18 protein-coding genes are annotated in these 25,616 nt (G+C 60.8%); 14 read left to right on the top strand and 4 right to left on the bottom strand.

Annotated features, from left to right (window positions below; genetic code table 11):
* Positions 1–64 precede the first annotated feature (64 nt).
* The 3 genes from aceF to msrA all read left to right on the top strand — a co-directional run bounded on the left by aceF (position 65) and on the right by msrA (position 5,600).
* Positions 65–1,744 carry a dihydrolipoyllysine-residue acetyltransferase gene (gene aceF / locus QWI20_RS01895; RefSeq protein WP_369303908.1) on the top strand — a complete coding sequence of 560 codons (1,680 nt, stop codon included), beginning with the start codon at positions 65–67 and terminating at the stop codon, positions 1,742–1,744.
* 368 nt (positions 1,745–2,112) lie between these two features.
* Positions 2,113–4,806, top strand: a complete 2,694-nt coding sequence (locus QWI20_RS01900) for a putative bifunctional diguanylate cyclase/phosphodiesterase (protein ID WP_369303909.1) — start codon at positions 2,113–2,115, stop codon at positions 4,804–4,806.
* 131 nt (positions 4,807–4,937) lie between these two features.
* A complete protein-coding gene (gene msrA, locus QWI20_RS01905; protein WP_369303910.1) occupies positions 4,938–5,600 on the top strand; it encodes a peptide-methionine (S)-S-oxide reductase MsrA in 663 nt (220 codons plus the stop codon).
* 339 nt (positions 5,601–5,939) lie between these two features.
* Here the strand turns inward: msrA and QWI20_RS01910 are convergent, their stop codons facing one another.
* On the bottom strand, positions 5,940–6,779 hold the full coding sequence (locus QWI20_RS01910) for a 23S rRNA (adenine(2030)-N(6))-methyltransferase RlmJ (protein WP_369303911.1): 840 nt from the start codon (positions 6,777–6,779) through the stop codon (positions 5,940–5,942).
* Between the two features lie 330 nt (positions 6,780–7,109).
* Here QWI20_RS01910 and QWI20_RS01915 point away from each other — a divergent pair, with 330 nt between their 5' ends.
* Positions 7,110–7,376 carry a hypothetical protein gene (locus tag QWI20_RS01915; RefSeq protein WP_369303912.1) on the top strand — a complete coding sequence of 89 codons (267 nt, stop codon included), beginning with the start codon at positions 7,110–7,112 and terminating at the stop codon, positions 7,374–7,376.
* Positions 7,377–7,417: 41 nt separating this feature from the next.
* Here the strand turns inward: QWI20_RS01915 and QWI20_RS01920 are convergent, their stop codons facing one another.
* The 3 genes from QWI20_RS01920 to QWI20_RS01930 all read right to left on the bottom strand — a co-directional run bounded on the left by QWI20_RS01920 (position 7,418) and on the right by QWI20_RS01930 (position 11,672).
* Positions 7,418–8,383: a halovibrin HvnA gene (locus tag QWI20_RS01920; RefSeq protein ID WP_369303913.1), complete on the bottom strand. Its 966-nt coding sequence runs from the start codon at positions 8,381–8,383 to the stop codon at positions 7,418–7,420.
* A 346-nt stretch (positions 8,384–8,729) separates the two neighbouring features.
* Positions 8,730–9,833, bottom strand: coding sequence for a GlxA family transcriptional regulator (locus QWI20_RS01925; RefSeq protein ID WP_282371699.1), 1,104 nt, complete (start codon positions 9,831–9,833; stop codon positions 8,730–8,732).
* 462 nt (positions 9,834–10,295) lie between these two features.
* On the bottom strand, positions 10,296–11,672 hold the full coding sequence (locus tag QWI20_RS01930) for an L-serine ammonia-lyase (RefSeq protein WP_369303914.1): 1,377 nt from the start codon (positions 11,670–11,672) through the stop codon (positions 10,296–10,298).
* 476 nt (positions 11,673–12,148) lie between these two features.
* Between QWI20_RS01930 and QWI20_RS01935 the strand changes: the two genes are divergently transcribed.
* From QWI20_RS01935 to dbpA, 10 genes are all read left to right on the top strand, one after another.
* On the top strand, positions 12,149–13,096 hold the full coding sequence (locus tag QWI20_RS01935) for a choline ABC transporter substrate-binding protein (RefSeq protein WP_369303915.1): 948 nt from the start codon (positions 12,149–12,151) through the stop codon (positions 13,094–13,096).
* A 64-nt stretch (positions 13,097–13,160) separates the two neighbouring features.
* Positions 13,161–14,009 carry a choline ABC transporter permease subunit gene (gene choW / locus QWI20_RS01940; protein ID WP_369304001.1) on the top strand — a complete coding sequence of 283 codons (849 nt, stop codon included), beginning with the start codon at positions 13,161–13,163 and terminating at the stop codon, positions 14,007–14,009.
* Positions 14,006–15,187, top strand: a complete 1,182-nt coding sequence (gene choV, locus QWI20_RS01945; protein ID WP_369303916.1) for a choline ABC transporter ATP-binding protein — start codon at positions 14,006–14,008, stop codon at positions 15,185–15,187. Before choW ends, choV begins: the two co-directional genes overlap by 4 nt.
* Positions 15,188–15,384: 197 nt before the next feature.
* Complete coding sequence (betI, locus tag QWI20_RS01950; RefSeq protein WP_122533875.1) at positions 15,385–15,978, top strand: transcriptional regulator BetI; 594 nt, start codon at positions 15,385–15,387, stop codon at positions 15,976–15,978.
* 74 nt (positions 15,979–16,052) lie between these two features.
* Entirely contained in the window at positions 16,053–17,525 is a 1,473-nt protein-coding gene (betB, locus tag QWI20_RS01955) for a betaine-aldehyde dehydrogenase (RefSeq protein WP_369303917.1), read from the top strand.
* 166 nt (positions 17,526–17,691) lie between these two features.
* Positions 17,692–19,395, top strand: a complete 1,704-nt coding sequence (betA, locus tag QWI20_RS01960; RefSeq protein ID WP_369303918.1) for a choline dehydrogenase — start codon at positions 17,692–17,694, stop codon at positions 19,393–19,395.
* A 283-nt stretch (positions 19,396–19,678) separates the two neighbouring features.
* Positions 19,679–21,121, top strand: a complete 1,443-nt coding sequence (locus QWI20_RS01965) for a TldD/PmbA family protein (RefSeq protein ID WP_369303919.1) — start codon at positions 19,679–19,681, stop codon at positions 21,119–21,121.
* Entirely contained in the window at positions 21,121–22,446 is a 1,326-nt protein-coding gene (locus QWI20_RS01970) for a TldD/PmbA family protein (RefSeq protein WP_369304002.1), read from the top strand. The genes QWI20_RS01965 and QWI20_RS01970 overlap by 1 nt, the downstream gene beginning before the upstream one ends.
* A 244-nt stretch (positions 22,447–22,690) precedes the next feature.
* Positions 22,691–24,133: a multidrug transporter subunit MdtD gene (mdtD, locus tag QWI20_RS01975; protein WP_369303920.1), complete on the top strand. Its 1,443-nt coding sequence runs from the start codon at positions 22,691–22,693 to the stop codon at positions 24,131–24,133.
* Positions 24,134–24,219: 86 nt separating this feature from the next.
* Positions 24,220–25,599 (top strand): ATP-dependent RNA helicase DbpA, encoded by a 1,380-nt coding sequence (dbpA, locus tag QWI20_RS01980; protein WP_074893676.1) that lies wholly within the window; start codon positions 24,220–24,222, stop codon positions 25,597–25,599.
* The last annotated feature ends 17 nt before the right edge of the window (positions 25,600–25,616 follow it).

Genomic DNA, 25,616 nt, shown 5'->3' on the forward strand with positions numbered 1-25,616 from the left:
CAGGCTGTTTCGTCGCAGATGAATCGGCGCAGTCGAGGAACAGGTTCTCCTAAGGAGAGACATTGTGAGTGAGTTAATTCGCGTACCCGACATCGGCAACGGTGAAGGTGAAGTTATTGAGTTGATGGTCAAGGTCGGTGATCGCATTGAAGCTGACCAGAGCGTGCTGACGCTGGAGTCGGACAAGGCAAGCATGGAAATCCCTGCGCCTAAAGCCGGTGTCATCAAGGCGATGAAAGTGAAGCTGGGCGACCGCCTGAAAGAAGGCGACGAACTGTTTGAGCTGGAAGTAGAAGGTGAAGCGGCGGCCGAGCCTGCTGCTGCACCTGCACCTGCACCTGCTGCTGCCGCGCCTGCCCCTGCTGCTGAAAAGCCAGCCGAGAAGCCAGCAGAAGCCGAAGCGGCGCCTGCCGCAGCGGCTGCACCTGCGGCGTCGGATACCGTTCAGGACATTCACGTTCCGGACATCGGTTCGTCGGGCAAGGCTCGCATCATCGAGCTGATGGTCAAAGTGGGCGACAGCATCGAAGCTGATCAATCCCTGATCACCCTGGAATCCGACAAAGCCTCGATGGAGATCCCGTCTCCCGCGGCAGGCGTTGTCGAAAGCATCAGCGTCAAGGTCGAAGACGAGGTCGGCACGGGCGACCTGATCCTGAAATTGAAAGTGGCGGGTGCTGCACCGGCTGCGGCGCCTGCACAAGCTGCTGCCCCGGCTCCGGCCAAGGCGGAAGCGGCTGCTCCGGCGCCCGCTGCTGCCCCGGCTGCAAAAGCTGAAAGCGCCCCTGCGCCCGCTGCTCCAGCCGCTGCACCTGCGAACAACGGCGCCAAGGTTCACGCTGGCCCGGCTGTTCGTCAGCTGGCACGCGAGTTCGGCGTCGAGCTGAACGCTGTTTCGGCAACCGGCCCACACGGTCGCGTGCTGAAAGAAGACGTCCAGGCGTACGTCAAATCGATCATGACCAAGTCCAAGGACGCGCCTGCTGCTGGCGGCGCTGCCGGCGGCATGGGCATCCCGCCGATTCCGGAAGTCGATTTCAGCCGTTTTGGCGAAACCGAAGAAGTGCCGATGACGCGTCTGATGCAACTGGGCGCAACCGGTCTGCATCGCAGCTGGCTGAACATTCCGCACGTCACGCAATTCGACCAGGCCGACATCACCGATCTGGAAGCTTTCCGTATCGCGCAGAAAGCCGTGGCTGAAAAAGCTGGCGTCAAGCTGACCATTCTGCCGCTGCTGCTCAAGGCCAGCGCGCACATGCTCAAGGAGCTGCCGGACTTCAACAGTTCGCTGGCGCCAAGCGGCAAAGCCATCATTCGCAAGAAGTACTTCAACATCGGCTTCGCGGTGGACACGCCGGAAGGCCTGCTGGTCCCGGTGATTAAGAACGTCGACCAGAAGAGCCTGCTGCAACTGGCAGCTGAAGCGGCCGAGCTGGCGGAAAAGGCACGCTCCAAAAAGCTGTCGGCCAACGACATGCAGGGCGCCTGCTTCACCATCTCCAGCCTCGGCCACATTGGCGGCACCGGCTTCACGCCGATCGTGAACGCGCCGGAAGTGGCGATCCTTGGTGTGTCCAAGGCCACCATGCAGCCGGTCTGGGACGGCAAGGCATTCCAGCCTCGCCTGATGCTGCCGCTGTCACTGTCCTACGATCACCGCGTGATCAACGGCGCCGCCGCGGCGCGCTTCACCAAGCGTCTGAGCGAATTGCTGGCGGACATCCGCACGATCCTGCTGTAAGCCGTAAAAGGCCCGTTTCTCGCGAAACGGGCCTTCGTTTTCTCGAGCTGCCACGCTCGTACCTCAACCCCGCTCACCGGCGGGGCTTTTTTTGCGCTTTTAAAATGGATTCATCAGCAGCTCCAAAGGCCCTACAGTATTCGGTCGCGCTGCCGATAACGGATCATGCACAAACACCAGCCGCTCGACCCTCATCCCGACAATCCGATCAATTACCTCCAGTAAATCAACCGTCTGCCGACAGATTTATAGCACTAAGCCATCGCGCTGACTTGTCAGCCCGTTCGCCATGATGCAACCTTGCGGCACGCGACTTAAAGACGGGCTCCTTGCCCGTGCGCGACAGCACCCTGAAAGCGAGTTCCTTCATGAAAAGCCAACCTGATGCTGCCGGTAGACCGGCGGCCGAGGTCGTGACGCAATTACCGGTGCCCTCGCGGCTCGGCATGCTGCGTTTCGAGCGGCTGAATGAACCCAGCTGGGCCATGCTCTATCTGGATCCTAACTGCGAAAAGCAATTCAGCATGCCCGCCGTCGAACTTTGCGCGCTGGTGGGCACGCCTTACGCCAGCCTCATGGAGCCCGAAGCGCGCTATCAACTGCACGACGCCGTGCAGATGCAGCTGGCCGGCAGCGCCCATTACCTGATCCGCTACACCCTGCACACGACGCGCGGCCCATTGAATCTGGTGGAAATCGGTGAGGGATACAAGCAACACACCCGGCATCTGTTGCGCGGCTACCTGATGGTGGTTGATGGGCAGATCGAGCCCGGCGAACTGATCATCGGCCCCGATCTGGAAGTACAGAACTCCCGTCTGCAGATTGCGCTGGAGCTCAATCAACGCGCCCAGCGCGAACAGTTGCTGCATCTCGAGCGGGTCCGCGCACAGCAAAGCCTGATTCTGCGCCTGGCGCGCCATCGCTACAGTTCGAACAATTCGCTGCAGGAAGCCGCAGAGCTGATCACCAAAAGCGCCTGCGAGATCTACAACATCTCCTGCGCCAGCCTGTGGAACCTCAGCGGCAAGACCCTTGAGCCTATTGCCGAGTATCGCCGCGATACCAGCACGTTCCCCAAGACCGACGCGATCGACATCAGCGAATTCCCCAGCTACCTGGACGTGCTGCACACCAGCCGCGCCATCGACGTCAACGATGTCGAGCAGGATCCGCGTACGCGCGAGCTGGTTGAGCGACTGCGGACCCAGGACATCACCGCCATTCTCGACGCCGCCGTGCGCATCGATGGCCAGGTGGTGGGCGTGCTGTGTCTCGAGCAAACCGGTACGCCACGGGAATGGCAGTCCGATGAGATTGCTTTTGCCGGTGAGCTGGCCGATCAGTTTGCCCACGCCATCAACAACCACAACCGCCGCACCGCCACCAGCGCCCTGCACCTGTTTCAGCGTGCCGTGGAGCAGAGCGCCAACGCGTTTTTGCTGGTCAACCGCGACGGCGTGGTTGAGTACGTCAACCCGAGCTTCACCGAGATCACCCAGTACCCGGCCGATGAGGTTCACGGGCATCGCCTGTCGGAGCTGCCGGCGCTGGAAAACCTCAGCGCGCTGCTGCTCGACGCGAATTCGAGTCTGGTCAGCGGAAACAGCTGGCAGGGCGAGTTCAAGAGCCGACGCAAAAATCTGGAACCGTACTGGGGCCAGCTGTCGATTTCCAAGGTCTACGGCGACAACCGCGAGCTGACCCATTACATCGGCATCTACGAGGACATCACCCAGGCCAAGCTCTCCCAGCAGCGGATCGAGCGTCTGGCGTACACCGACAATCTGACCAGTCTGGGCAACCGTCCGGCGTTCATCCGAACCCTGGACGAGCACTTTGCCCGGGACGTCGCGACGCCGATCAGTCTTTTGCTGGTGGATATCGACAACTTCAAACGCATCAACGACAGCCTCGGCCACCAGACTGGCGACAAGCTGCTGATCAGCCTCGCTCGCCGCCTGCGCAACAGCCTGAGCCCGACCGGCATTCTGGCGCGCTTCGCCAGTAACGAATTCGCTGTACTGCTCGACGACACCAGTCCCGAAGAAGGCCAACGGGTCGCCAGCCAGGTGCTGAGCACGCTGGACAAGCCCATGTTTGTCGACAATCAGTTGATCAGCGTGACCGGTTCGGTGGGGCTGGCCTGCGCGCCGATCCATGGCCGCGACCCGCAGACGCTGATGAAGAACGCAGGCCTGGCGCTGCACAAGGCCAAGGCCAACGGCAAGCATCAGGTGCAGGTATTCACCGAAGCCCTGAACGCCGAAGCGAGTTACAAGCTGTTCGTCGAGAACAACCTGCGCCGCGCGCTGACGCAGAACGAACTTGAGGTCTTTTACCAGCCCAAACTGTGCCTGCGCAGTGGCCGTCTGCTGGGCATGGAAGCGTTGCTGCGCTGGAATCATCCGGAAAAAGGCATGATCCGCCCGGACCAGTTCATCAGCGTCGCCGAAGAGACCGGCCTGATCATCCCGATCGGCAAGTGGGTCGCGCGCCAGTCCTGCCGCATGAGCAAGCAACTGACCGCCGCCGGTTACGGCAAACTGCATGTGGCCATCAACGTGTCGCCGAAGCAGTTTTCCGATCCGGAGCTGGTCTCCTCGCTGGCCAGCATCCTGCGTGACGAACAGCTCGACCCGTCGCTGCTGGAACTGGAACTGACTGAAGGCTTGCTGCTGGAGGCAACCGAAGACACGCGCCTGCAACTTGAGTCGCTGAAGACCCTCGGCTTGACCCTGGCGATGGATGACTTTGGTACGGGTTATTCGTCGTTCAGTTACCTGAAGAAATTCCCCATCGACGTGATCAAGATCGACCGCAGCTTCATCAGGGACATCCCGGATGATCAGGACGACATGGAAATCACCTCCGCGGTCATCGCCATGGCCCACAACCTCAAGTTGACCGTGGTCGCCGAAGGCATCGAGACGGCGGCACAGCTGGCGTTTCTTCGTCGCCATCGCTGCGATGTCGGTCAGGGCTATCTGTTCGACAAGCCGATTCCGGGCGAAGAGCTGATCGAGAAGTTGCGTCGTTACCCGCGCGGCCCACTGGCCTGAGTCCCCCTTCCCCGCATCACATCAGTGCGGCACACTTGCCGCCCTGCATTTGCATCAGCCGATGCTGACCCCATATACGGTTTTCACTGACAACGCATGTTGGTTGTCCTGCCCCAGAGAGGATGTGCCTCATGGTCTTGCGCTCGGAAATTCTTGTGAATAAAAACGCTCTCCCCACCGCTCAGCAGGCACTGCCTGGGCGCGAAACACCCATGACCCTGCCCGAAACCCATTTCGTCAACGGCACGCCGCTGCTTGGGCCGTTCTTCAATGACGTCGAGTTCGCCATCTTTGGCCTGGGTTGTTTCTGGGGTGCGGAACGTCGCTTCTGGCAGAAAGAAGGTGTGGTCAGCACTGTTGTGGGTTACGCGGGGGGATTCACGCCGAACCCGACGTACGAAGAAGTCTGCTCAGGCCTGACGGGCCATGCCGAGGTGGTCCTCGTGGTGTACGAACCCGCGAAGGTCAGCTACGAAGCACTGCTGGCGATGTTTTGGGAATTGCATAACCCGACCCAGGGCATGCGCCAAGGCAACGACATCGGCACCCTATACCGCTCGGTGATCTACGCGACAACACCTGAGCAACTGCAGGCGGCCAAGGCCAGTGCCGAGGTGTATCAAGCCGAACTGGCCAAGGCCGGTCTCGGGGAGATCACCACCGAAATCGACCAGGCGCCCACCGTGTACTTCGCCGAGGCGTATCACCAGCAATACCTGGCGAAGAATCCCCAGGGCTACTGCGGTATTGGCGGCACCGGCGTCTGCATGCCGCCGAGTCTGGCGGGGAACTGAGTTACCCCATAGAGGGATCGGCCGCGTTGGACCCGCTGGCATCCCTGGTATCGGCAAAGGCTGCCTTGGCCGGGGGAGGCAGACATCGCCGATCCTCCGGCAGATGAACGAATTGTGGGAGCGAGCTTGCTCGCGAATGGGCCATTACATCCGCTGAATAGTCAGCGGTTGAGATGCCGCCTTCGTGAGCAAGCTCACTCCCACATGAACGGTGTCCGCTGCATCACTTCATGGCCCCTTCCCGTCTAAAGCTGAACCCACTGACACTACGCGTGCTCTCAGTGAGACCGGCTTTAGCCGGGAAGACGTAAGCCGTCACGCCGCAGAAACCAAGAGCGGTTACTCCGCAATCAGCCAATCCATCTTCCAGTCACCTTGCGTCTGGCCGAGCTTCTTCGCCAGCCATGGCATCAACTCGCGCAGTTCTTCTTCCAGCCCCCATGGCGGATTGGCGATTGCCAGGCCGGAGCCGTTGAGGCTGTTTGGTGTGTCCAGCGGGTGCACGAACAACTCGACCCGCAGCAGTTTCGGTGCGCCGGTTTCGGCCAGGTCCTGATAGAAACGCTTGAGCGCGCGCTGGTCCTTGATCGGGTACCAGATGGCGGCGACGGTCTGGCGCATCCGCGCGATGGTTTCCTTGAGGGCGACGGAGCAGCGCTTCATCTCGTCCAGTTGCTCAAACGGCGGATCAATCAGCATCACTGCGCGCTTCTCGTGAACCGGCAGCAAGGCCCGGGGCACGTGCCAGCCTTCGCCCAGGTGCACGGCGACGCGGCGGTCGTATTTCATGTTGTCTTTAAGCAGCGCGCCGTCTTCCGGGTGCTTTTCGTTGAGCAGCACGCGGTCCTGTTCGCGGGTCAGGCGGCGGGCCAGTTCGGGAGAGCCCGGGTAGTAACGCAGTTCGCCGGTCTTGCGGTTCATGTGACGGATCGCGTCGATGTAACCGCCCGCCATTTCAGGCACGTCTTCGGCATCCCACAGACGGCCGATGCCTTCGATCCATTCGCCGGTGCGCGTGGCCTGATCGCCCTGCAAGTCATACAGGCCGATGCCCGCGTGAGTGTCGAGGTAAGCGAGTGGCTGTTCTTTGCGCGACATGAGCGCGATCAAGCGAGTCAGAACGATGTGTTTGAAGACGTCGGCATGGTTGCCGGCGTGGAAGGCGTGACGGTAGTTCATGGCGGCTCCTGGAAGGCTGCGGAGTTTATCAAACCATCCGACGTTGCGCAGACCGCTCATGCCCTGCCGCTCGTGGGAGCCCAAACGACAGGCAAAAAAATCCCCGGTTAAGCCGTTACAAAACCGGGGTGAGGCATCTGCGCGGGCCAGAGGGTGACCAAACCGTACCCCGTGCAATGTAAGTGAGGCGATTATGCCAAATGAACTAAACAGTTACATAGCCGAAAACGACACGGTGATGCGTATGCCAGACATCAGCGACGCGAGCGCTTGCCGAGCTCACGCGCGCACCACCAGAATCAGGCCAACCTCAAGAACGGAGCGCACGTCATGATGCACGCAGACCTCATCGACCAGGACGACCTGATCAGCCAACTCAGGGCGATCGGTCTCGAAGTACCCTCCGGCCTCAGCGCGGAACAGGCGTGCGCACAGGCGGTGCGCGGCCTCAATGAAGATCGCGCTCGGGCATTGCGGCAACTGGTGGAGAAACTGCTGAGCGGCAGCGCAACGATTTTGCCAGCCGTGCGCCAGGCGATTGATCAGCAGCTGTTGCCGGCGCTCGCGATATACAGAAACAATGCCCCGCTAGTTTGAGCTCTGGCTAACGTACTAACACGGCAAACTTACAACGCCCGTCACAAGCAGGAAGTTGCATCAGGCTGGCAATATTGGTCTGCCGGGTTATAAGTAAATGTCGCGTCGCCAGTGACAACTGCTGGCAGCGTCATATGAATGATCGGAACGAAGATTCCACCTGTGTTATTGAAAAAATCCCATTGATTGTGCTTTGCGCTTACTAACCCACTGACAGAAGTATAAAAAAACGCTTGAATGGGAAGCTTTGCCGGAATGTCCTGAGCCCACGCTTGAACAATTAACTCATTGTAACGGTGCTTTAGTTCAGCAGGCAAAAGATGCATGGCCCTCAGTGACTGATAAAAAGACTCGGCACCTAAGGCATTCATCTCAGTGCTTACATCAAAAGCACAGACATAACCGTAGATTAGCTCTCTGTCTGCACCTGATGGTCCCTTGTCGAAATGGGCTTTCCACTGATCTGCGGTGGAAATGCCCTGAGACTGGCAACGCCCGCTCACGCCGGGATATCGAGAGCTTTCTCCGCAACCTGGCTGGGCCCGTATCCAGGTATAACCGTCAATAGGAAACGAGCACAGGACATACATATGATCTTTTCCAGACGGTGCGGAAAGAATCGGATAAAAGATAAACCCGTTATCAGTACCCACGGCGAGATGGTCAAAGTTAGCGTCCTTGCGCACGTAGGAGAACGAAACACCGGTTTTCCCCGGCGCAGGGTTCCAGGCGTGATGGGCACCGGAAGTGCTCGTGCCTCTAAAGAGCACGCCTGCGCATAAAAAGGCTGGCTTCGACGCGTTGCCACAATCATGCCGGGTATCCTGGTACGCAAGCTGGATAGAGGCCGCTACGGCGTTGCCATCTACTGCATTGACTTGTCGCGACCCGGAAGAAATATCCGGATTGTTAGTACATCCCAGAATAAGCGCCATCAAAAAAATCAGGCCATATGTTTTCATTTCAGCATCCTTGCTCGATGAGCAATCCTTAAGAAACTGAGCCACGGAGATCCTGCTGACTTTATACGTCGGGCCGCTCAGGCGCGTAAACTGGCAGAAATGACAGTAACTGCCACAACTTAACAATAGGACTCCCCGCGACCGACGCGGCAAGGCAGTTATAAACAGAAGCGGACAGGTTCAAATAAATCTAAAACGGGAGGATTTAGCGCGAGGGCGTAAAGCGGAAAATAATCTTTTAATGAGGCTGCCCATTTACGAGCTCGATAAGAACCTTGCCCGCAAAAGCACGGCTCAGACGATGTCCTAATCGTCTGAATCGGCACATCGCGAGCGCGCTCCTATCCGGGGTTCTAGCGTTTTTCCAATGGCGTCTGGCTAAATCATCGCCTCACAATCGCACGCTCGCAAACGTCGATTCATTACGCGCCTGACTCAGCGCCGACAGCGGCCCGGACAACGGCGCCAGAACGATCGACTGCGGGATCGGCAACATACCCACCTGCTGCGCGGTGTTGGAGCCGACGCGTTCGTCCCGTGGCGGGATGCCGAAGTATTCGCGGTAGCACTTGGAGAAGTGCGGTGTGGACACGAACCCGCACACCGACGCTACTTCGATGATCGACATCGGCGTTTGCTTGAGCAACTGGCGGGCGCGGATCAGGCGCAGCTTGAGGTAATAGCGCGATGGCGAGCAGTGCAGGTACTTCTGGAACAGCCTTTCCAGCTGACGCCGGGACACGGCGACATACACCGCGAGTTCGTCCAGATCAATCGGCTCCTCCAGGTTGGCCTCCATCAGCGCAACGATTTCCTGCAGCTTCGGCTGATTGGTGCCAAGCATGTGCTTGAGCGGCACACGCTGGTGATCCTGTTCGTTGCGGATGCGTTCGTAGACGAACATCTCCGAGATGGCGGCGGATAACTCACGACCATGATCGCGGCTGATCAGGTGCAACATCATGTCCAGCGGTGCGGTGCCGCCCGAGCTGGTGAAGCGGTTGCGGTCGAGGGTGAACAGGCGCGTGCTCATGGCAACGCGGGGGAAAGCTTCCTGCATCGCGGCCAGACATTCCCAATGCACGCTGCAATCGAATCCGTCCAGCAAACCTGCGCAGGCCAATGCCCAACTGCCGGTGCACACCGCGCCCAGACGACGGGACTGACGCGCCTGGCTCTGCAGCCAGCTGACGTGTTCGCGGGTGACAGTGCGCTGAATGCCGACGCCACCGCAGACGATCACGGTGTCGAGCACCGGCGCCTTGTGCATGGCGGCGTCGGGGGTGATCTGCAGACCATCGCTGGCCCATACCTGGCCACCGTCCGCTGTCAGTGTGGTCCAGCGATACAGCTCGCGGCCTGACAACTGATTCGCCATACGCAGTGGCTCGACCGCTGACGCGAGGGAGATCAATGTGAAGTTGTCCAGCAGCAGGAAGCCGATGGATTGGGGCGCACGGTTCTGGGGTTGAGCCCCGGAGTTGAACGAAGTCATCACAATTTCTCCTCACGCGTAAAACGGTTGATGGCCCCGGCAGGAGGCTCTTGTTGTATCGCCCTCATCTGTGGAGAGCTTTGTCATTGCAACGCAAATGCCATGCCTAAAGTTGAATGAGCATTCAACAACCCCTGATTGCGACGTCGCGAAGCGTCTATTCGGCAGCGACATGACGATTCAAATCGCGACCCCGAGGGACGCTGAGCCGCAGACGCGGCGGGCGGGATGAGCAATTCCGTAGCACTTGTGTGAACCATCGAATCGGCAGGCGGTCCGGGAGTGTCACCCGACGCACGGGGTGCTCGGCGGGTAGCGATGGGTTACGGATTCAGATGGCATCGCGCCAGCTCAAGGGGAAGCGCGCGCCAAAACGTAGCGGGCTCAGTGCGGCGTGGGCGAAAAGCGAGCAGGCGGCTGCGTATGCACCTGCTTCTATCCCGGCAAGCGGGCGTTATCGACTCAACATTCGACGGCGCTGACCGCCAGCCCGCCGCGGGACGTCTCTTTGTACTTGTCGTGCATGTCGGCGCCGGTGTCGCGCATGGTGCGAATGACCCGGTCCAGCGAGATGAAGTGCTGGCCGTCGCCACGCAGGGCCATTTGCGCAGCGTTGATGGCTTTCACCGCAGCGATGGCGTTGCGCTCGATGCACGGCACCTGAACCAGCCCACCCACCGGATCGCAGGTCAGGCCCAGGTTATGTTCCAGACCGATTTCGGCCGCGTTGCACAGCTGCGCCGGGGTGGCACCCAGGATGTCCGCCAGGCCGGCGGCCGCCATGGCGCATGCGGAACCGACCTCGCCCTGACAGCCGACTTCGGCGCCGGAGATCGATGCGTTCTTTTTGCACAGAATGCCGATGGCCGCGGCGCCCAGCAGATAGTCGACCACATTGGCTTCGCTCACCTCATCACTGAACTTGACGAAGTAATGCAGCACCGCCGGAATGATTCCCGCCGCGCCGTTGGTGGGCGCCGTGACCATGCGCCCTCCCGCGGCGTTTTCTTCGTTGACCGCGAGCGCGAACAGGTTGACCCACTCCATCGCGCTCAACGTCGAGCCAATCACGTTCGGCTTGTTCAGCTCGAGAAGGCTGCGGTGCAGACGCGCTGCCCGACGACGCACGTTCAGGCCGCCCGGCAGGATGCCCTCGTGCTTCAAGCCCAATTCGACACACGCCTGCATGGCCCGCCACAGGTGCATGAGCCCGGCGCGGATTTCATCTTCGCTGCGCCAGACCCTCTCGTTCTCCATCATCAGTTGCGACACCCGCAGGCCGTGGGTTTCGCAGAGCATCAGCAGTTCGTCCGCACTGGAGAAATCATAGGGCAGCAGTGTTTCGTCGCGATCAAGCACGCCACTGGCGGCCTGGGCTTCATCGACGACAAAACCGCCGCCCACTGAGTAATAGGTGTCGCGATGAAATTCGCCTTGCTCACTGAACGCGACAAGCGTCATGGCATTGGGATGGAACGGCAGGTTTTCGTCGATGAGTAGCATGTCGCGCTGCCAGACGAAAGAAATCGGGTGATTGCCATTGAGCTTCAATGTGTCGGTTTCACGCAGCTCGGCGATGCGCTGGCCGATCAGCGACGGATCGATCGCGTCGGGCCACTCGCCCATCAGGCCCATGATCACGGCGCTGTCGCTGCCATGGCCGACGCCAGTCGCCGACAACGAACCGTAGAGCCGTACCTCAACGCGGTTCACCTGCTCCAGCTGATCGCGTTCGCGCAGGCCCTGGACGAACAATGCGGCAGCCCGCATGGGGCCGACGGTGTGGGAACTGGAAGGGCCGATACCGATCTTGAACAGGTCGAACACGCTGATTGCCATTGACCGCAAACCTCCGAAAACAGGGCTCCCGGCGCGCCACGCGGCCGGCGATGGAGCTGCTACGCTCAAGCAGCGATCCATCGAGATGGCGGCATCATCAGCCTTTTGTTTTGCAGGGCGGCGTCTCACACCGACTCACCCATGCCCACCAACGTCGCGTCTGCTTTAACCGGTACATGAACACGATCGGCTGCCGATTCCGGCACTTTTTGCCGTATCGTCACTCTGCTTTTGTCCCGGGAATCATTCGGCGAGCAGGGAAAAAACCTGTAAGCGACGTCACTGATACTGGATACGACGCCCTGTGTACTGGATACGACGCCCCCTGTAGGCGTTTGTTTTTCCCTGTTACATGATCGTTGTCGACTCAATCGCCAGACGCAGTGATGGAGCTGTTTTTCCAACTTGACTCGCCGACACCAGAAAACGCATCAGCTGCGGTTGATGCCGAGAAGAAAACACCAAAGGAGTCCAACATGAAAGGTTCACAAAGGCTATTGCTGGGCGTTGCGCTGAGTCTTCCGATCCTGGCCCAGGCCGCAGAGCCTGCCGCTTGCCAGATGGTCAATTTTTCCGATGTGGGCTGGACCGACATCACGGCGACCACCGCCGTCACCAGCGTCGTGCTGCAGTCGTTGGGCTACAAAACCAAAACCACGATGATTTCTGTGCCCGTGACCTACAAGTCGCTGGCCGATGGCAAGAACATGGACATCTTCCTCGGCAACTGGATGCCGACCATGGAAAACGACATCAAGGCCTACCGCGACGCCGGCACCGTCGAGACCGTCCGCGCCAACCTCGAGAACGCCAAGTACACCCTCGCCGTTCCCCAGGCTCTGTACGACAAGGGTCTTCACGACTTCGCCGACATCGTCAAATTCAAGAAAGAACTCGACGGCAAAATCTACGGTATCGAGCCGGGCAACGACGGCAACCGCCTGATCCAGAGCATGATCGACAAGAACGCCTTCGGCTTGAAAGACGCAGGCTTCAAGGTCGTCGAATCGAGCGAAGCGGGCATGCTGTCCCAGGTCGACCGCGCTTCGCGACGCAACACCGACGTGGTGTTTCTGGGCTGGGAACCGCACCCGATGAACACCCGCTTCAAAATTCAGTACCTCACCGGCGGCGATGACTTCTTCGGCCCCGACTTCGGCAAAGCCACCGTCTACACCAACGTGCGCAAGGGCTACACCACCGAGTGCAGTAACGTCGGTCAATTGCTGAAAAATCTGTCCTTCACCCTGCCGATGGAAAGCACGCTGATGGGCAATATCCTCGACGACAAGAAAAAGCCTGAAGTGGCCGCCAAAGCGTGGCTGAAAGCCAACCCTCAAGTACTCGACACCTGGCTGGCGGGTGTCACCACCGTGGACGGAAAACCTGGCCTGGAAGCCGCAAAAGCCGAGCTGACGAAGTAACTCGACAGGCAGGCGGGTACGCCCGCCTGTTGTCCTCTTTTCATCCCGCACGCGGACAACCGACATCATGCTGACTGATCATAAAATCCCCCTGGGCCAGTACATCGCCGGCTTTGTCGAATGGCTGACGCAGCACGGCGCCAGCACCTTCGACGCCATCGCTTCGTCACTGGAAACCATGATTCACGGCCTGACCGGCGGGCTGACCTGGTTCAACCCCTTCGTGCTGATCGGCCTGATTGCCCTGCTTGCCCACTTCATTCAGCGCAAATGGGGCCTGACCGCATTTGTGATCATTTCCTTTCTGCTGATCCTCAATCTGGGGTACTGGCAGGAAACCATGGAGACCCTGGCGCAGGTGCTGTTCGCCACGGCGGTCTGCGTGGTGATCGGCGTGCCGCTGGGGATCATTGCCGCCCACAAGCCGATGTTCTACACCTGCATGCGCCCCGTCCTCGACCTGATGCAGACGGTTCCTACGTTCGTTTACCTGATTCCGACCCTGACCCTGTTCGGCCTCGGCGTAGTACCGGGCCTGATTTCGACGGTGGTGTTTGCGATCGCCGCGCCAATCCGTCTGACCTACCTGGGCATCTGTGATGTCCCGCAAGAACTCCTCGACGCCGGCAAAGCCTTCGGCTGCTCGCGCCGTCAACTGCTCTCCCGTATCGAACTGCCCCATGCCATGCCGAGCATCGCGGCCGGCATCACCCAGTGCATCATGCTGTCGCTGTCGATGGTGGTGATTGCCGCGCTGGTGGGTGCGGACGGCTTGGGCAAACCTGTGGTCAACGCACTGAACACTGCTGATATCGCATTGGGCTTCGAAGCAGGCCTGGCGATCGTATTGCTGGCGATCATGCTCGACCGGATCTGCAAACAACCGGACGCCAAAGTGAGGGCCGACGCATGAGCATCATCAAATTCGATCAGGTTGACGTCGTCTTCTCCAAAGACCCGCGTGAGGCTCTCAAACTGCTGGACCAAGGCCTTACGCGGGCTGAAATCCTCAAGAAAACCGGCCAGATCGTCGGCGTCGAAAAGGCCACGCTGGAGATCAACAAAGGCGAGATCTGCGTGCTGATGGGCCTGTCCGGCTCGGGCAAATCCAGCTTGCTGCGGTGCATCAACGGCTTGAACACGGTCAGCCGCGGCTCACTGTTCGTCGAGCACGAAGGCAAGCAGATCAACATCGCCGCCTGCACCCCCGCCGAGCTGAAGATGATGCGCACCAAACGCATCGCGATGGTGTTCCAGAAGTTCGCCCTGATGCCGTGGCTGACGGTGCGCGAGAACATCAGTTTCGGTCTGGAAATGCAGGGCCGCCCCGAGAAAGAGCGGCGCGCGCTGGTGGACGAAAAGCTTGAGCTGGTCGGCCTGACCCAATGGCGCAACAAGAAGCCGGACGAGCTGTCGGGCGGCATGCAACAGCGTGTCGGCCTGGCCCGGGCACTTGCGATGGACGCTGACATTCTGCTGATGGACGAGCCGTTTTCGGCCCTCGACCCGCTGATTCGTCAGGGCCTGCAGGATGAACTGCTGGCGCTGCAGAAGAAGCTGAACAAGACCATCGTCTTCGTGAGTCACGACCTGGACGAAGCGCTCAAGCTCGGCACCCGCATCGCGATCATGAAGGACGGCCGGATCATTCAGTACAGCGTGCCGGAAGAGATCGTGCTCAACCCCGCCGACGAATACGTGCGTACGTTCGTCGCCCACACCAACCCCCTCAACGTACTGTGCGGCCGCAGCCTGATGCGTCCGATCACCCAGTGCACGCGCATCAACGGTTCTCAGGTCTGCCTGGACCCGAGCGACGACACATGGATTGATCTGTCCGACGGCAACGCAATCACCGGCGCCCACCAGCATGGCGCGGCCCTTGATCTGCAAAGCTGGGAGCCAGGCCAGTCGGTGGAAACCCTCGGGCGCAAACCGACGGTTGTTCACTCCGACATCGGCATGCGCGACGCCTTGCAGATCCGCTATCACACCGGCAACAAGCTGGTACTCCAGGAGAACAACCAGCTGGTCGGCATCCTCGGCGACAGCGAGCTGTACCACGCGTTGCTGGGCAAGAATCACGGCTGAGAGTCAGCTATAAGTAGCAAGTAGCAAGCTGCAAGAGCAGGGTTTCCACGCCCATTCTTGCAGCTTGAAACTTGGCGCTTGCGGCTGTTTTCCTGCGCCCGCACTTTTTTGTTGATTGAACGTTCAATTAAAAAGCTTTACAGTGGACGCCGTTTACAGCCACTCACGATCACCTGGCACATCAAGGAGCCCTACAGATGCCCAAGGTCGGTATGCAACCCATTCGGCGTCAACAGTTGATCCAGGCCACCCTTACGGCGGTCGATCAGGTCGGGATGGGCGATGCCAGCATTGCGCTGATCGCCAAACTGGCGGGGGTCTCCAACGGCATCATCAGTCACTACTTTCAGGACAAGAACGGCCTGATCGCAGCGACGATGCGCCACCTGATGAATGCGCTGATCGCCAGCGTCGCCGAGCGGCGCCGGGCATTGAACGATGACAGCCCGCGGGCTCACTTGAAAGTGATCATAGAAGGCAACTTCGATTCCAGTCAGGTCAACGGTCCGGCGATGAAAACCTGGCTCGCCTTCTGGGCAACCAGCATGCATTCGCCCTCGCTGCACAGGCTGCAGCGGATCAACGATCACCGCCTGTATTCCAACCTCTGCTGCCAGTTCCGTCGCGCATTGCCGTTGGATGAAGCACGCAGCGCAGCCCGGGGGCTGGCGGCATTGATCGACGGCTTGTGGCTGCGCGGCGCGCTTTCGGGCGACGCCTTCGACACCGAACAAGCGCAACGGATCGCCTACGAGTACATGGACTTTCAACTGGCAAAAGCGCCGAGCTGAAGCAGCCGGCACCACGATCAAGGCAGCGCACGGCGCACTCGGTCGTCACCCACCCAGATTACTGCGAGGATTTTATGGCCCGTTTCGAATTGCAAAAACTCTACATTGACGGCGGCTACGTGGACGCCAGCAGCGACAAGACTTTCGACGCCATCAATCCGGCCAATGGCGAAGTCCTGGCCCAGGTTCAGCGCGCAACCCAAGAAGACGTCGAACGCGCGGTCGTCAGCGCGGAGAAAGGCCAGAAAATCTGGGCCGCCATGACCGCCATGGAGCGCTCGCGCATCCTGCGTCGTGCCGTCGACATCCTGCGTGAACGCAACGATGAACTGGCCGAACTGGAAACCCTGGACACCGGCAAAGCGATCTCCGAAACCAAGTACGTCGACATCGTCACCGGCGCTGACGTGCTGGAGTATTACGCCGGCCTGGTGCCTGCGATCGAAGGCGAGCAGATTCCGCTGCGTGATACCTCGTTTGTCTACACCCGCCGCGAGCCGCTGGGCGTCACCGTCGGCATCGGCGCGTGGAATTACCCGATCCAGATCGCCCTGTGGAAGTCCGCCCCTGCGCTGGCCGCCGGCAACGCAATGATTTTCAAGCCAAGCGAAGTCACTTCGCTGACCACGCTGAAACTGGCAGAAATCTACACCGCAGCCGGCGTGCCGAACGGCGTGTTCAACGTACTGACCGGTGCCGGCAGCGACGTCGGCAGCTGGCTGACCGAGCACCCGCGCATCGAAAAGATCTCTTTTACCGGCGGCGTGCAGACCGGCAAGAAAGTCATGGCCAGCGCGTCGAGCTCGTCGCTCAAAGAGGTGACCATGGAGCTGGGCGGCAAGTCTCCGCTGATCATTTTCGACGACGCCGATCTGGACCGCGCGGCTGACATTGCGATGATGGCCAACTTCTACAGCTCGGGTCAGGTCTGCACCAACGGCACTCGTGTGTTCGTGCCGAGCGCACTGAAATCAGCGTTCGAGGCGAAAATCCTTGAGCGCGTCAAACGCATCCGCGTCGGCAACCCGCAGGACGACAACACCAACTTCGGCCCACTGGTGAGCTTCGCGCACATGGAAAACGTGCTTGGCTACATCAACAAGGGCAAGGAAGAAGGTGCCCGACTGCTGATCGGCGGCGACCGTCTGACCGAGGGCGAGCTGGGCAACGGCGCATTCGTTGCACCGACGGTCTTCACCGACTGCACCGATGAGATGACCATCGTCAAAGAGGAAATCTTCGGCCCGGTCATGAGCATCCTCAGCTACGACAGCGAAGAAGAAGTGATCCGCCGCGCCAACGACACCGAAATGGGTCTGGCCGCCGGCATCGTGACCAAGGACCTGAACCGCGCGCACCGCGTGATCCATCAACTGGAAGCCGGTATCTGCTGGATCAACGCCTGGGGCGAGTCCGACGCGAAGATGCCGGTCGGTGGCTACAAGCAGTCGGGTGTGGGCCGCGAAAACGGTATCAGCTCGCTGGCGCAGTACACCCGGATCAAGTCTGTGCAGGTCGAGCTGGGCGATTACGCGTCGGTGTTCTGATCCTGTAAAGCCGCACCGGCAACACGCATTTCACTGTAGGAGCGAGCTTGCTCGCGATTGCTGAGTGTCAGCCGCCAGCAACATTGGGGCTATGACCTCATCGCGAGCAAGCTCACTCCTACAGGACTTGCGCACCTCCGACTACTTTCAAGAGGGAGCATTTCAAATGTCCCAGGAATACGACTACATCATCATCGGTGCCGGCTCGGCCGGTAACACCCTGGCAGCCCGTCTCACCGAAGACGCCGGCGTCACCGTGCTGTTGCTTGAAGCAGGCGGCCCGGACTATCGCGCTGATTTCCGCACGCAGATGCCGGCCGCCCTCGCGTTCCCGCTGCAAGGCCGTCGCTACAACTGGGCCTACGAGACCGAGCCAGAGCCGCACATGAACAACCGCCGCATGGAATGCGGTCGCGGCAAGGGCCTGGGTGGCTCGTCGCTGATCAACGGCATGTGCTACATCCGCGGCAACGCCATGGACTACGACGGCTGGGCGAAAAACCCGGGGCTAGAAGACTGGTCTTACCTCGATTGCCTGCCGTACTTCCGCAAGGCCGAAACCCGCGACATCGGCCCCAACGACTACCACGGCGGCGAAGGCCCGGTCAGCGTCACCACACCTAAAGCGGGCAACAACCCGCTGTTCGCTGCGATGGTTGAAGCAGGCGTGCAAGCCGGCTATCCGCGCACCGACGACCTCAACGGTTATCAGCAGGAAGGCTTCGGCCCGATGGACCGCACCGTCACGCCATTCGGCCGTCGTGCCAGCACCGCCCGTGGCTACCTGGACGAAGCGAAGAAGCGCTCGACCCTGACCATCGTCACTCACGCGTTGACCGATCGAATTCTGTTCGACAACAAGCGCGCCGTCGGCGTGGCCTACATGGTCGGCGACAGCGACACCCGCATCGAAGCGCGCGCTCGCAAGGAAGTCCTGCTGTGTGGCGGCGCCATTGCTTCGCCGCAGATCCTGCAGCGCTCCGGCGTCGGCCCTGCGCCGTTACTGAAGAAGCTCGACATTCCGGTCGTTCATGATCTGCCGGGCGTAGGCGAGAACCTGCAAGACCACCTGGAAATGTATTTGCAGTACGCCTGCAAAGAGCCGGTCTCGCTGTACCCGTCGCTGCTGTGGTGGAACCAGCCGGCCATCGGCGCCGAGTGGATGTTCCTCGGTAAAGGGATCGGCGCCAGCAACCAGTTCGAAGCGGGCGGTTTCATTCGTTCGCGCGAAGAATTCGAGTGGCCGAACATTCAGTACCACTTCCTGCCGGTCGCGATTAACTACAACGGCAGCAAGGGCGTGCAGGAGCACGGCTTCCAGGCGCACGTGGGTTCGATGCGTTCGCCAAGCCGTGGCCGCGTGCAGTTGAAATCGAAGAATCCCCGCGAATACCCGAGCATTCTTTTCAACTACATGGCGTCCGAGCAGGACTGGCAGGAATTCCGCGACGGCATTCGCCTGACCCGCGAGATCATGCAGCAGCCGGCGCTGGACCAGTACCGTGGCCGCGAAATCAGCCCGGGCATCGACGTGCAGAGCGACGAGCAACTGGACACGTTTATCCGCGAACATGCCGAGACGGCGTATCACCCGTCCTGCTCGTGCAAGATGGGCACCGATGAAATGGCGGTCGTTGACAGTCAGGGCCGTGTGCACGGGATGGAAGGGCTGCGTGTGGTGGATGCGTCGATCATGCCGCTGATCACCACCGGCAACCTCAACGCGCCGACGATCATGATGGCCGAAAAAATCGCCGACAAGATCCGCGGTCGTGCTCCACTGCCGCGCAGCACTGCTGATTACTACGTCGCCGGCGACGCGCCGGTGCGTGGCAAGCCGATGCGCGAAGTGGGCCCGTTGGCGCAGTAACAAACGCCAGCGCTCTTGGAGATTCCTTCGGGATGCTGTGCAATCGTGCAGCACACCCGGACCATGTGGGAGCGAGCTTGCTCGCGAAGAAGGCATTATTACCGCCGCAAATTTAGCGGATGTTCTTGCCTCTTCGCGAGCAAGCTCGCTCCCACCAGTCCATATCTCACTAGATACATCTCCGGCGCCGACGTGCCTCCACCGGCATCCCTCCCCTCTGCAGTGATCATCCGCGCTATGATTCGGGCCGTTGCCTGTCCGAATCGCCAAGGAGCCTTCCTGCATGTTCGACTTTTCCGCTCAGCTCAAACAGCGGTTCGCCGCCCTGCAGAGCAGCGCCCCGTTTTTCTCCCTGCGTTACGTCAAACAGACCAGCCAGCATCTGTCGGTGCGCAAGAACGTCGCCGAGCCGCCGCAATTGAGCATCGACGAAGGCGCGATGCTCACCGTGCGCATCAATGGCGTGGAAGCCTACGCGGCCACCAACGACATCTCACAGCGCGGGCTTCAGACCGCGCTGGAGCAGGCGGAGATTCAAGCGCGGCAACTGGCCCCGCATTCTCTCCTCGACCTGCACGACCATGCTGTCGCCACCGCCCGTGCCGACTACCTTTCGCCTAACCTGCACAGCGCATTTCCTTCGCTCAGCGATTGCTATGCCCTGCTCAACGCCGAATCGGCGTCGGTGCCCAGGGACGAGCGGCTGGTCAACTGGCAGGTGAGTCTGGGCCTTGAGAACGTCGAGCAGATCTACTTGAACAACGCCGGCGCCGAGATTCGTCAGACCCAGCGCTTCGTCTTTCCCGGGCTGACCGTCACGGCCTATGACGGCCAGGACAGCCAGACGCGCAGCCTGGGTCGCGAGAACTTCGGCCAGCAAGGCGGCGCAGAAGTCATCACGTCCTGCGGGATCATTGGCGCCGCAGTCAACGTCGCCGATCAGGCGCTGCAACTGGTCATGGCGCCGAATACGCCCACCGGGCCGCGCGACCTGCTGCTCACGCCCGACCAGATGACCCTGCAAATCCACGAATCCATCGGCCACCCCCTGGAGCTGGACCGCATCCTCGGCGATGAGCGCAACTACGCCGGGACCAGCTTCGTCAAAACCAGCGACTTCGGCAGCCTGCAATACGGCTCAAGGCTGCTCAACGTGACCTTCGATCCCGAGATCCCCGAGCAACTGGCGAGCTACGGCTTTGATGACGACGGCACACCGGCGAGCAAGCAGTTTCTGATCAAGGACGGCGTATTGGTGAGGCCGTTGGGCGGCGCGCTGTCGCAATACCGCAGCGGCATGGAAGGCGTCGCCAATAGCCGCGCGTCGAGCTGGAACCGCGCACCCATCGACCGCATGGCCAACCTGAATATCGAGCCGGGCGACCAGTCGATGGCGCAGCTTGTTGGCGGCATCGAGCACGGCATTTTGATGAGCACGAACCGCTCGTGGTCGATCGACGATGCGCGCAACAAATTCCAGTTCGGCTGTGAGTGGGGCCAATTGATCGAGAACGGCGAGCTCAAGGGTGTGGTGAAAAACCCGAACTACCGCGCGATCTCCGCCCAGTTCTGGCGCAACCTCAGCGCGGTCGGCGACGCCAGCACCTTCAAGGTCCTCGGCACACCAAACTGTGGCAAAGGCGAGCCCAATCAAGTGATCCGCGTGGGGCACGCCTCGCCCGCGTGCGTGTTCGCGAGCGTTGATGTTTTCGGAGGTGACGTATGATGTCCCATCAAGCGCAATTCAAGGCCCTGGCCGAATGGCTGCACGCCGCGGTCACAGCGGACGAGCGTTATACCCTCAGCTATGACGCCGAAGCGTCGGACTTCATTCGCTTCAACCACGCCAAGGTGCGTCAGGCCGGCCACGTGCAGCAGGCCAGCGTGACCTTCAAGCTGATCGCCGCAGGCCGTCACGCCAACCTGAATCTCACGCTGTCGGGCGATGCCGAGGTGGATCGACAGCGCCTGAGCGAAGCCCTGACTCAGTTGCGCGAGACCCTGACGCTGTTGCCGGAAGATCCTTATCTGCAGCTGAACGAAGAGGACTGGCAAAGCAGCAACGTGCAGGAAACGCCATTGCCGGACAGCGCCCATGTCGTCGAGCAGATCGCGCAACTGGGCGAGGGGCTGGATCTGGTCGGCATCTACGCCGCCGGGCCGATCTATCGCGGCTTCGCCAGTTCAAGCGGTGCGCTGGGCTGGCACCAGGCCAACAGTTTCAATTTCGACTGGAGCCTGTTCCACGAGAACGGCCAGGCGGTAAAAGCCAATTACGCCGGGCATACGTGGACGGACGAAGGCTTTGCACGGCGCTTTGGGCTGGCCCGTGAGCAACTGACGTTTCTTGGACGCCCTGCCCACGCTCTCGCGCCCGGGAAATACCGTGCCTATCTGGCACCTGCCGCACTGGAGGAAGTCATCGGAATGCTGTGCTGGGGTGGTTTCTCCGCGCAGTCGCTGGCGGATAAGACCAGTCCCTTGCAGCGGCTGTACGACGGCCAATCCACGCTGAGTCCGCTGGTGAGTTTGAACGAGCAGGTCAGCGGCTCGTTGTCCCCTGCGTTTTCCGGCGAGGGTTATCCGCGCATGGACCTGTCGCTGGTGGCCGAAGGCGTGGCTCGGGATCGCATGATCGACTCGCGCAGCGCCGCCGAATATGGCCTTGTCGCCAATGGCGCAGGCTGGGGCGAGTCGCCGAGCGCGCTGAGCATGGAAGGCGGTTCGCTGGCGCTGGATGAGGTGTTGAAAGCGCTGGGCACGGGCCTGTATATCAGCAATCTGTGGTACTTGAATTTCTCGGACCGCACCGCCGGGCGCATCACCGGGATGACGCGCTTTGCCACGTTCTGGGTCGAGGACGGGCAGATCAAGGCGCCGGTCAACACCATGCGCTTCGACGACAGCATTTTCAGCCTGCTGGGCACGGCACTGGAACAACTGACCACAGAAAGGGAACTCCTGCTGTCGACAAGCACCTACAGTCAGCGCCAGACCGCCTCGAATCTGCTGCCGGGTGCGCTGCTGAGTGGGTTGACGCTGACGTTGTAAGGCTTGGAATTACCCTCCGTGGGAGCGAGCTTGCTCGCGAATGCTGGCGATAGAGATGCAGCGGCTGTAAAGGCCTCTTCGTGAGCAAGCTCACTCCCACAGGGCAAGCGTTCCAGGCAGTGAGACCTTCTACCGGGACCGTGTCCCAGCAGTGAGAGCTTGCACCGGGATCGTGCTCCATGCAGTGACATCTGAGAAATAATTGGCCCGTTACCCGCACAACCCATAAGGACCCTCGATCCACATGCCGACCTCAACACCGCAGCTGGACGCCCGCACCCTGCGCTGGATGCCATGGGTCATCGCCATCGCTTTTTTCATGCAAAGCCTGGACGGCACGATTCTCAACACCGCGCTGCCGTCCATGGCCCGTTCGCTGGCGGAAGACCCATTGCGCATGCAGTCAGTGATCATCGCCTACATGCTGACCATCGCCCTGTTGATCCCGGCGTCGGGCTGGATTTCCGACCGCTTTGGCATCAAACGGATCTTCTTCAGCGCCATCCTGCTGTTCAGTTTCGGCTCGTTGCTGTGTGCGGTGTCCAACTCCATCGGCATGCTGGTGGGCGCGCGGGTGGTTCAGGGCCTCGGCGGTGCGTTGATGATGCCGGTCGGCAGGCTCATCGTGCTACGTGCCTACCCCCGGACCGAGCTGGTGCGCACGTTGAGCTTCATCACCATGCCCGCCCTGCTCGGCCCGCTGATGGGCCCGACGGTCGGCGGCTGGCTGGTGGAATACCTGAGCTGGCACTGGATCTTCCTGATCAACCTTCCGGTGGGGATTCTGGGTTGTTTTGCCGTGCGCAAATTCATCCCCGATCTTCAGGGCGGCGGCCGTACGCGCTTTGATCTGGTGGGATTCGGCTTATTCGGCGCGTCGATGGTGCTCATCACCATTGCCCTGGAAGGCCTGGGCGAACTGCACTTGCCGCACTTGCGGGTGGTGATGCTGCTGTTCGGCGGCATGGCCTGTCTGGCGGCGTACTGGCTGCGCGCCAGTCACGTGGAGGCGCCGTTGTTCTCGGCGCAGTTGTTCAAGACCCGCAGTTTCGCGGTGGGCATCATGGGCAATCTGTTCGCGCGCCTGGGCAGCGGCGCCCTGCCCTTTCTGCTGCCGTTGATGCTGCAAGTCGCGCTGGGTTACTCACCGTCACATGCGGGCATGAGCATGATTCCCCTGGCCCTCGCGGCGATGTTCGCCAAACCGCTGGCAACCAAGGCCATCGAGCGACTGGGTTATCGCATCGTGCTGACCGGTAACACGCTGCTGTTGGGTATTCTGCTGGCGAGCATGGCGCTGGTCACGGCCAACACGCCGTACTGGCTGCTGCTCATTCATCTGGCGTTTCTGGGCGGGGTCAACTCGCTGCAGTTCTCGGCGATGAACGCTGTGACGCTGATCGATCTCGATGACGCCAGTGCCGCCAGCGGCAACAGTCTGCTGTCGGTGGTCGCGCAGTTGTCCTTGAGTCTCGGTGTCGCCTGCGCGGCCGCGTTGCTGGGCGGATTCAGCGACGACGTGGCAACGGGCGACGTCAGCGACGTGCTCGGCGCGTTTCAGCTGACTTTCCTGTGTGTCGGCGTGCTGGCGATGCTGGCAGCGTCGATCTTCCTGCAACTGTCGCCCCGCATGGCCCCCGAAGCGCCACCGCGCAAACCGCAACCGGAGCCCGAGATCGAGGCGTGACCTACTCACCATTTATCGCGCGCGGCCCCAAGGCAGGGGTCGCGACCTGATACACTGCGCGACATTTTGTTTTGCAGGCCCGTCCCGTGACTAACACCGCTTTTAACTCACTGCCCCTTTCCGCCGCCATGCTGGCTAACCTGGAGTCCCTTGGTTATGCCGAGATGACGCCGATTCAGGCGCAGAGCCTGCCGGTGATCGTCAAGGGGATGGACCTGATCGCCCAGGCCAAGACGGGCTCTGGCAAGACCGCTGCATTCGGCATCGGCCTGCTCAATCCGATCAATCCGCGCTACTTCGGCTGCCAGGCGCTGGTGCTCTGCCCGACCCGTGAGCTGGCCGACCAGGTGGCCAAGGAAATCCGTCGTCTGGCCCGTTCCGAAGACAACATCAAGGTCCTGACCCTCTGCGGCGGCGTGTCTTTCGGCCCGCAGATCGGCTCGCTGGAACACGGCGCGCACATCATCGTCGGCACGCCGGGTCGCATTCAGCAGCATCTGCGCAAGGGTTCGCTGGTGCTGGATGGCCTGAACACGCTCGTGCTGGACGAAGCCGACCGTATGCTCGACATGGGCTTCTACGACGCCATCGCCGACATCATCGAGCAGACGCCCAAGCGTCGCCAGACCCTGCTGTTTTCGGCCACCTACCCGGTCGGCATCAAGCAACTGTCCTCGAAATTCATGCGCGATCCGCAGACCGTCAAGGTCGAAGCGCTCCACGCCGACAGCCAGATCGAGCAGATCTTCTACGAAATCGCCCCCGAGCAACGCCTCGAAGCGGTGGTCCGCGTGCTCGATCATTTCCGTCCGCAGTCCTGCGTGGCGTTCTGTTTCACCAAGCAGCAGGTTCAGGAAGTGGTCGATCACCTGACCGCCAAGGGCATGTCTGCCGTCGGCCTGCATGGCGATCTGGAACAGCGTGACCGCGACCAGGTGCTGGCGATGTTCGCTAACCGCAGCACCTCGGTGCTGGTGGCCACTGACGTCGCTGCGCGCGGTCTGGACATCGATGGTCTGGACATGGTGCTCAACGTCGAGCTGGCGCGGGATTCGGAAATCCACATCCACCGCGTCGGCCGTACCGGTCGTGCGGGTGAGACCGGCATCGCCGTCAGCCTCGTCGCCCCCGGTGAAAGCCAACGCGCCCGCGCCGTTGAAGAACTGCAGAAAGCGCCGCTCAACTGGCAGCAGTACGACCAGCTGGAACGCAAGGAAGGCGGCAAGCTGCTGCCACCCATGACCACGCTGTGCATCGGTTCCGGCCGCAAAGACAAACTGCGCCCCGGCGACATTCTGGGCGCGCTGACCGGCGAAGCAGGCATTCCCGGCACTCAGGTGGGCAAGATCGCGATCTTTGATTTCCAGGCCTACGTCGCCGTGGAACGCAGCATGGCCAAGCAGGCGCTGGAGCGTTTGAACAACGGCAAGATCAAGGGCAAATCGTTGCGCGTGCGGATTCTTTAATCCACCCAGTACAGCGT

Origin of the sequence: Pseudomonas sp. W2-17, assembly GCF_041060445.1 — a bacterium.
Classification (GTDB): domain Bacteria; phylum Pseudomonadota; class Gammaproteobacteria; order Pseudomonadales; family Pseudomonadaceae; genus Aquipseudomonas.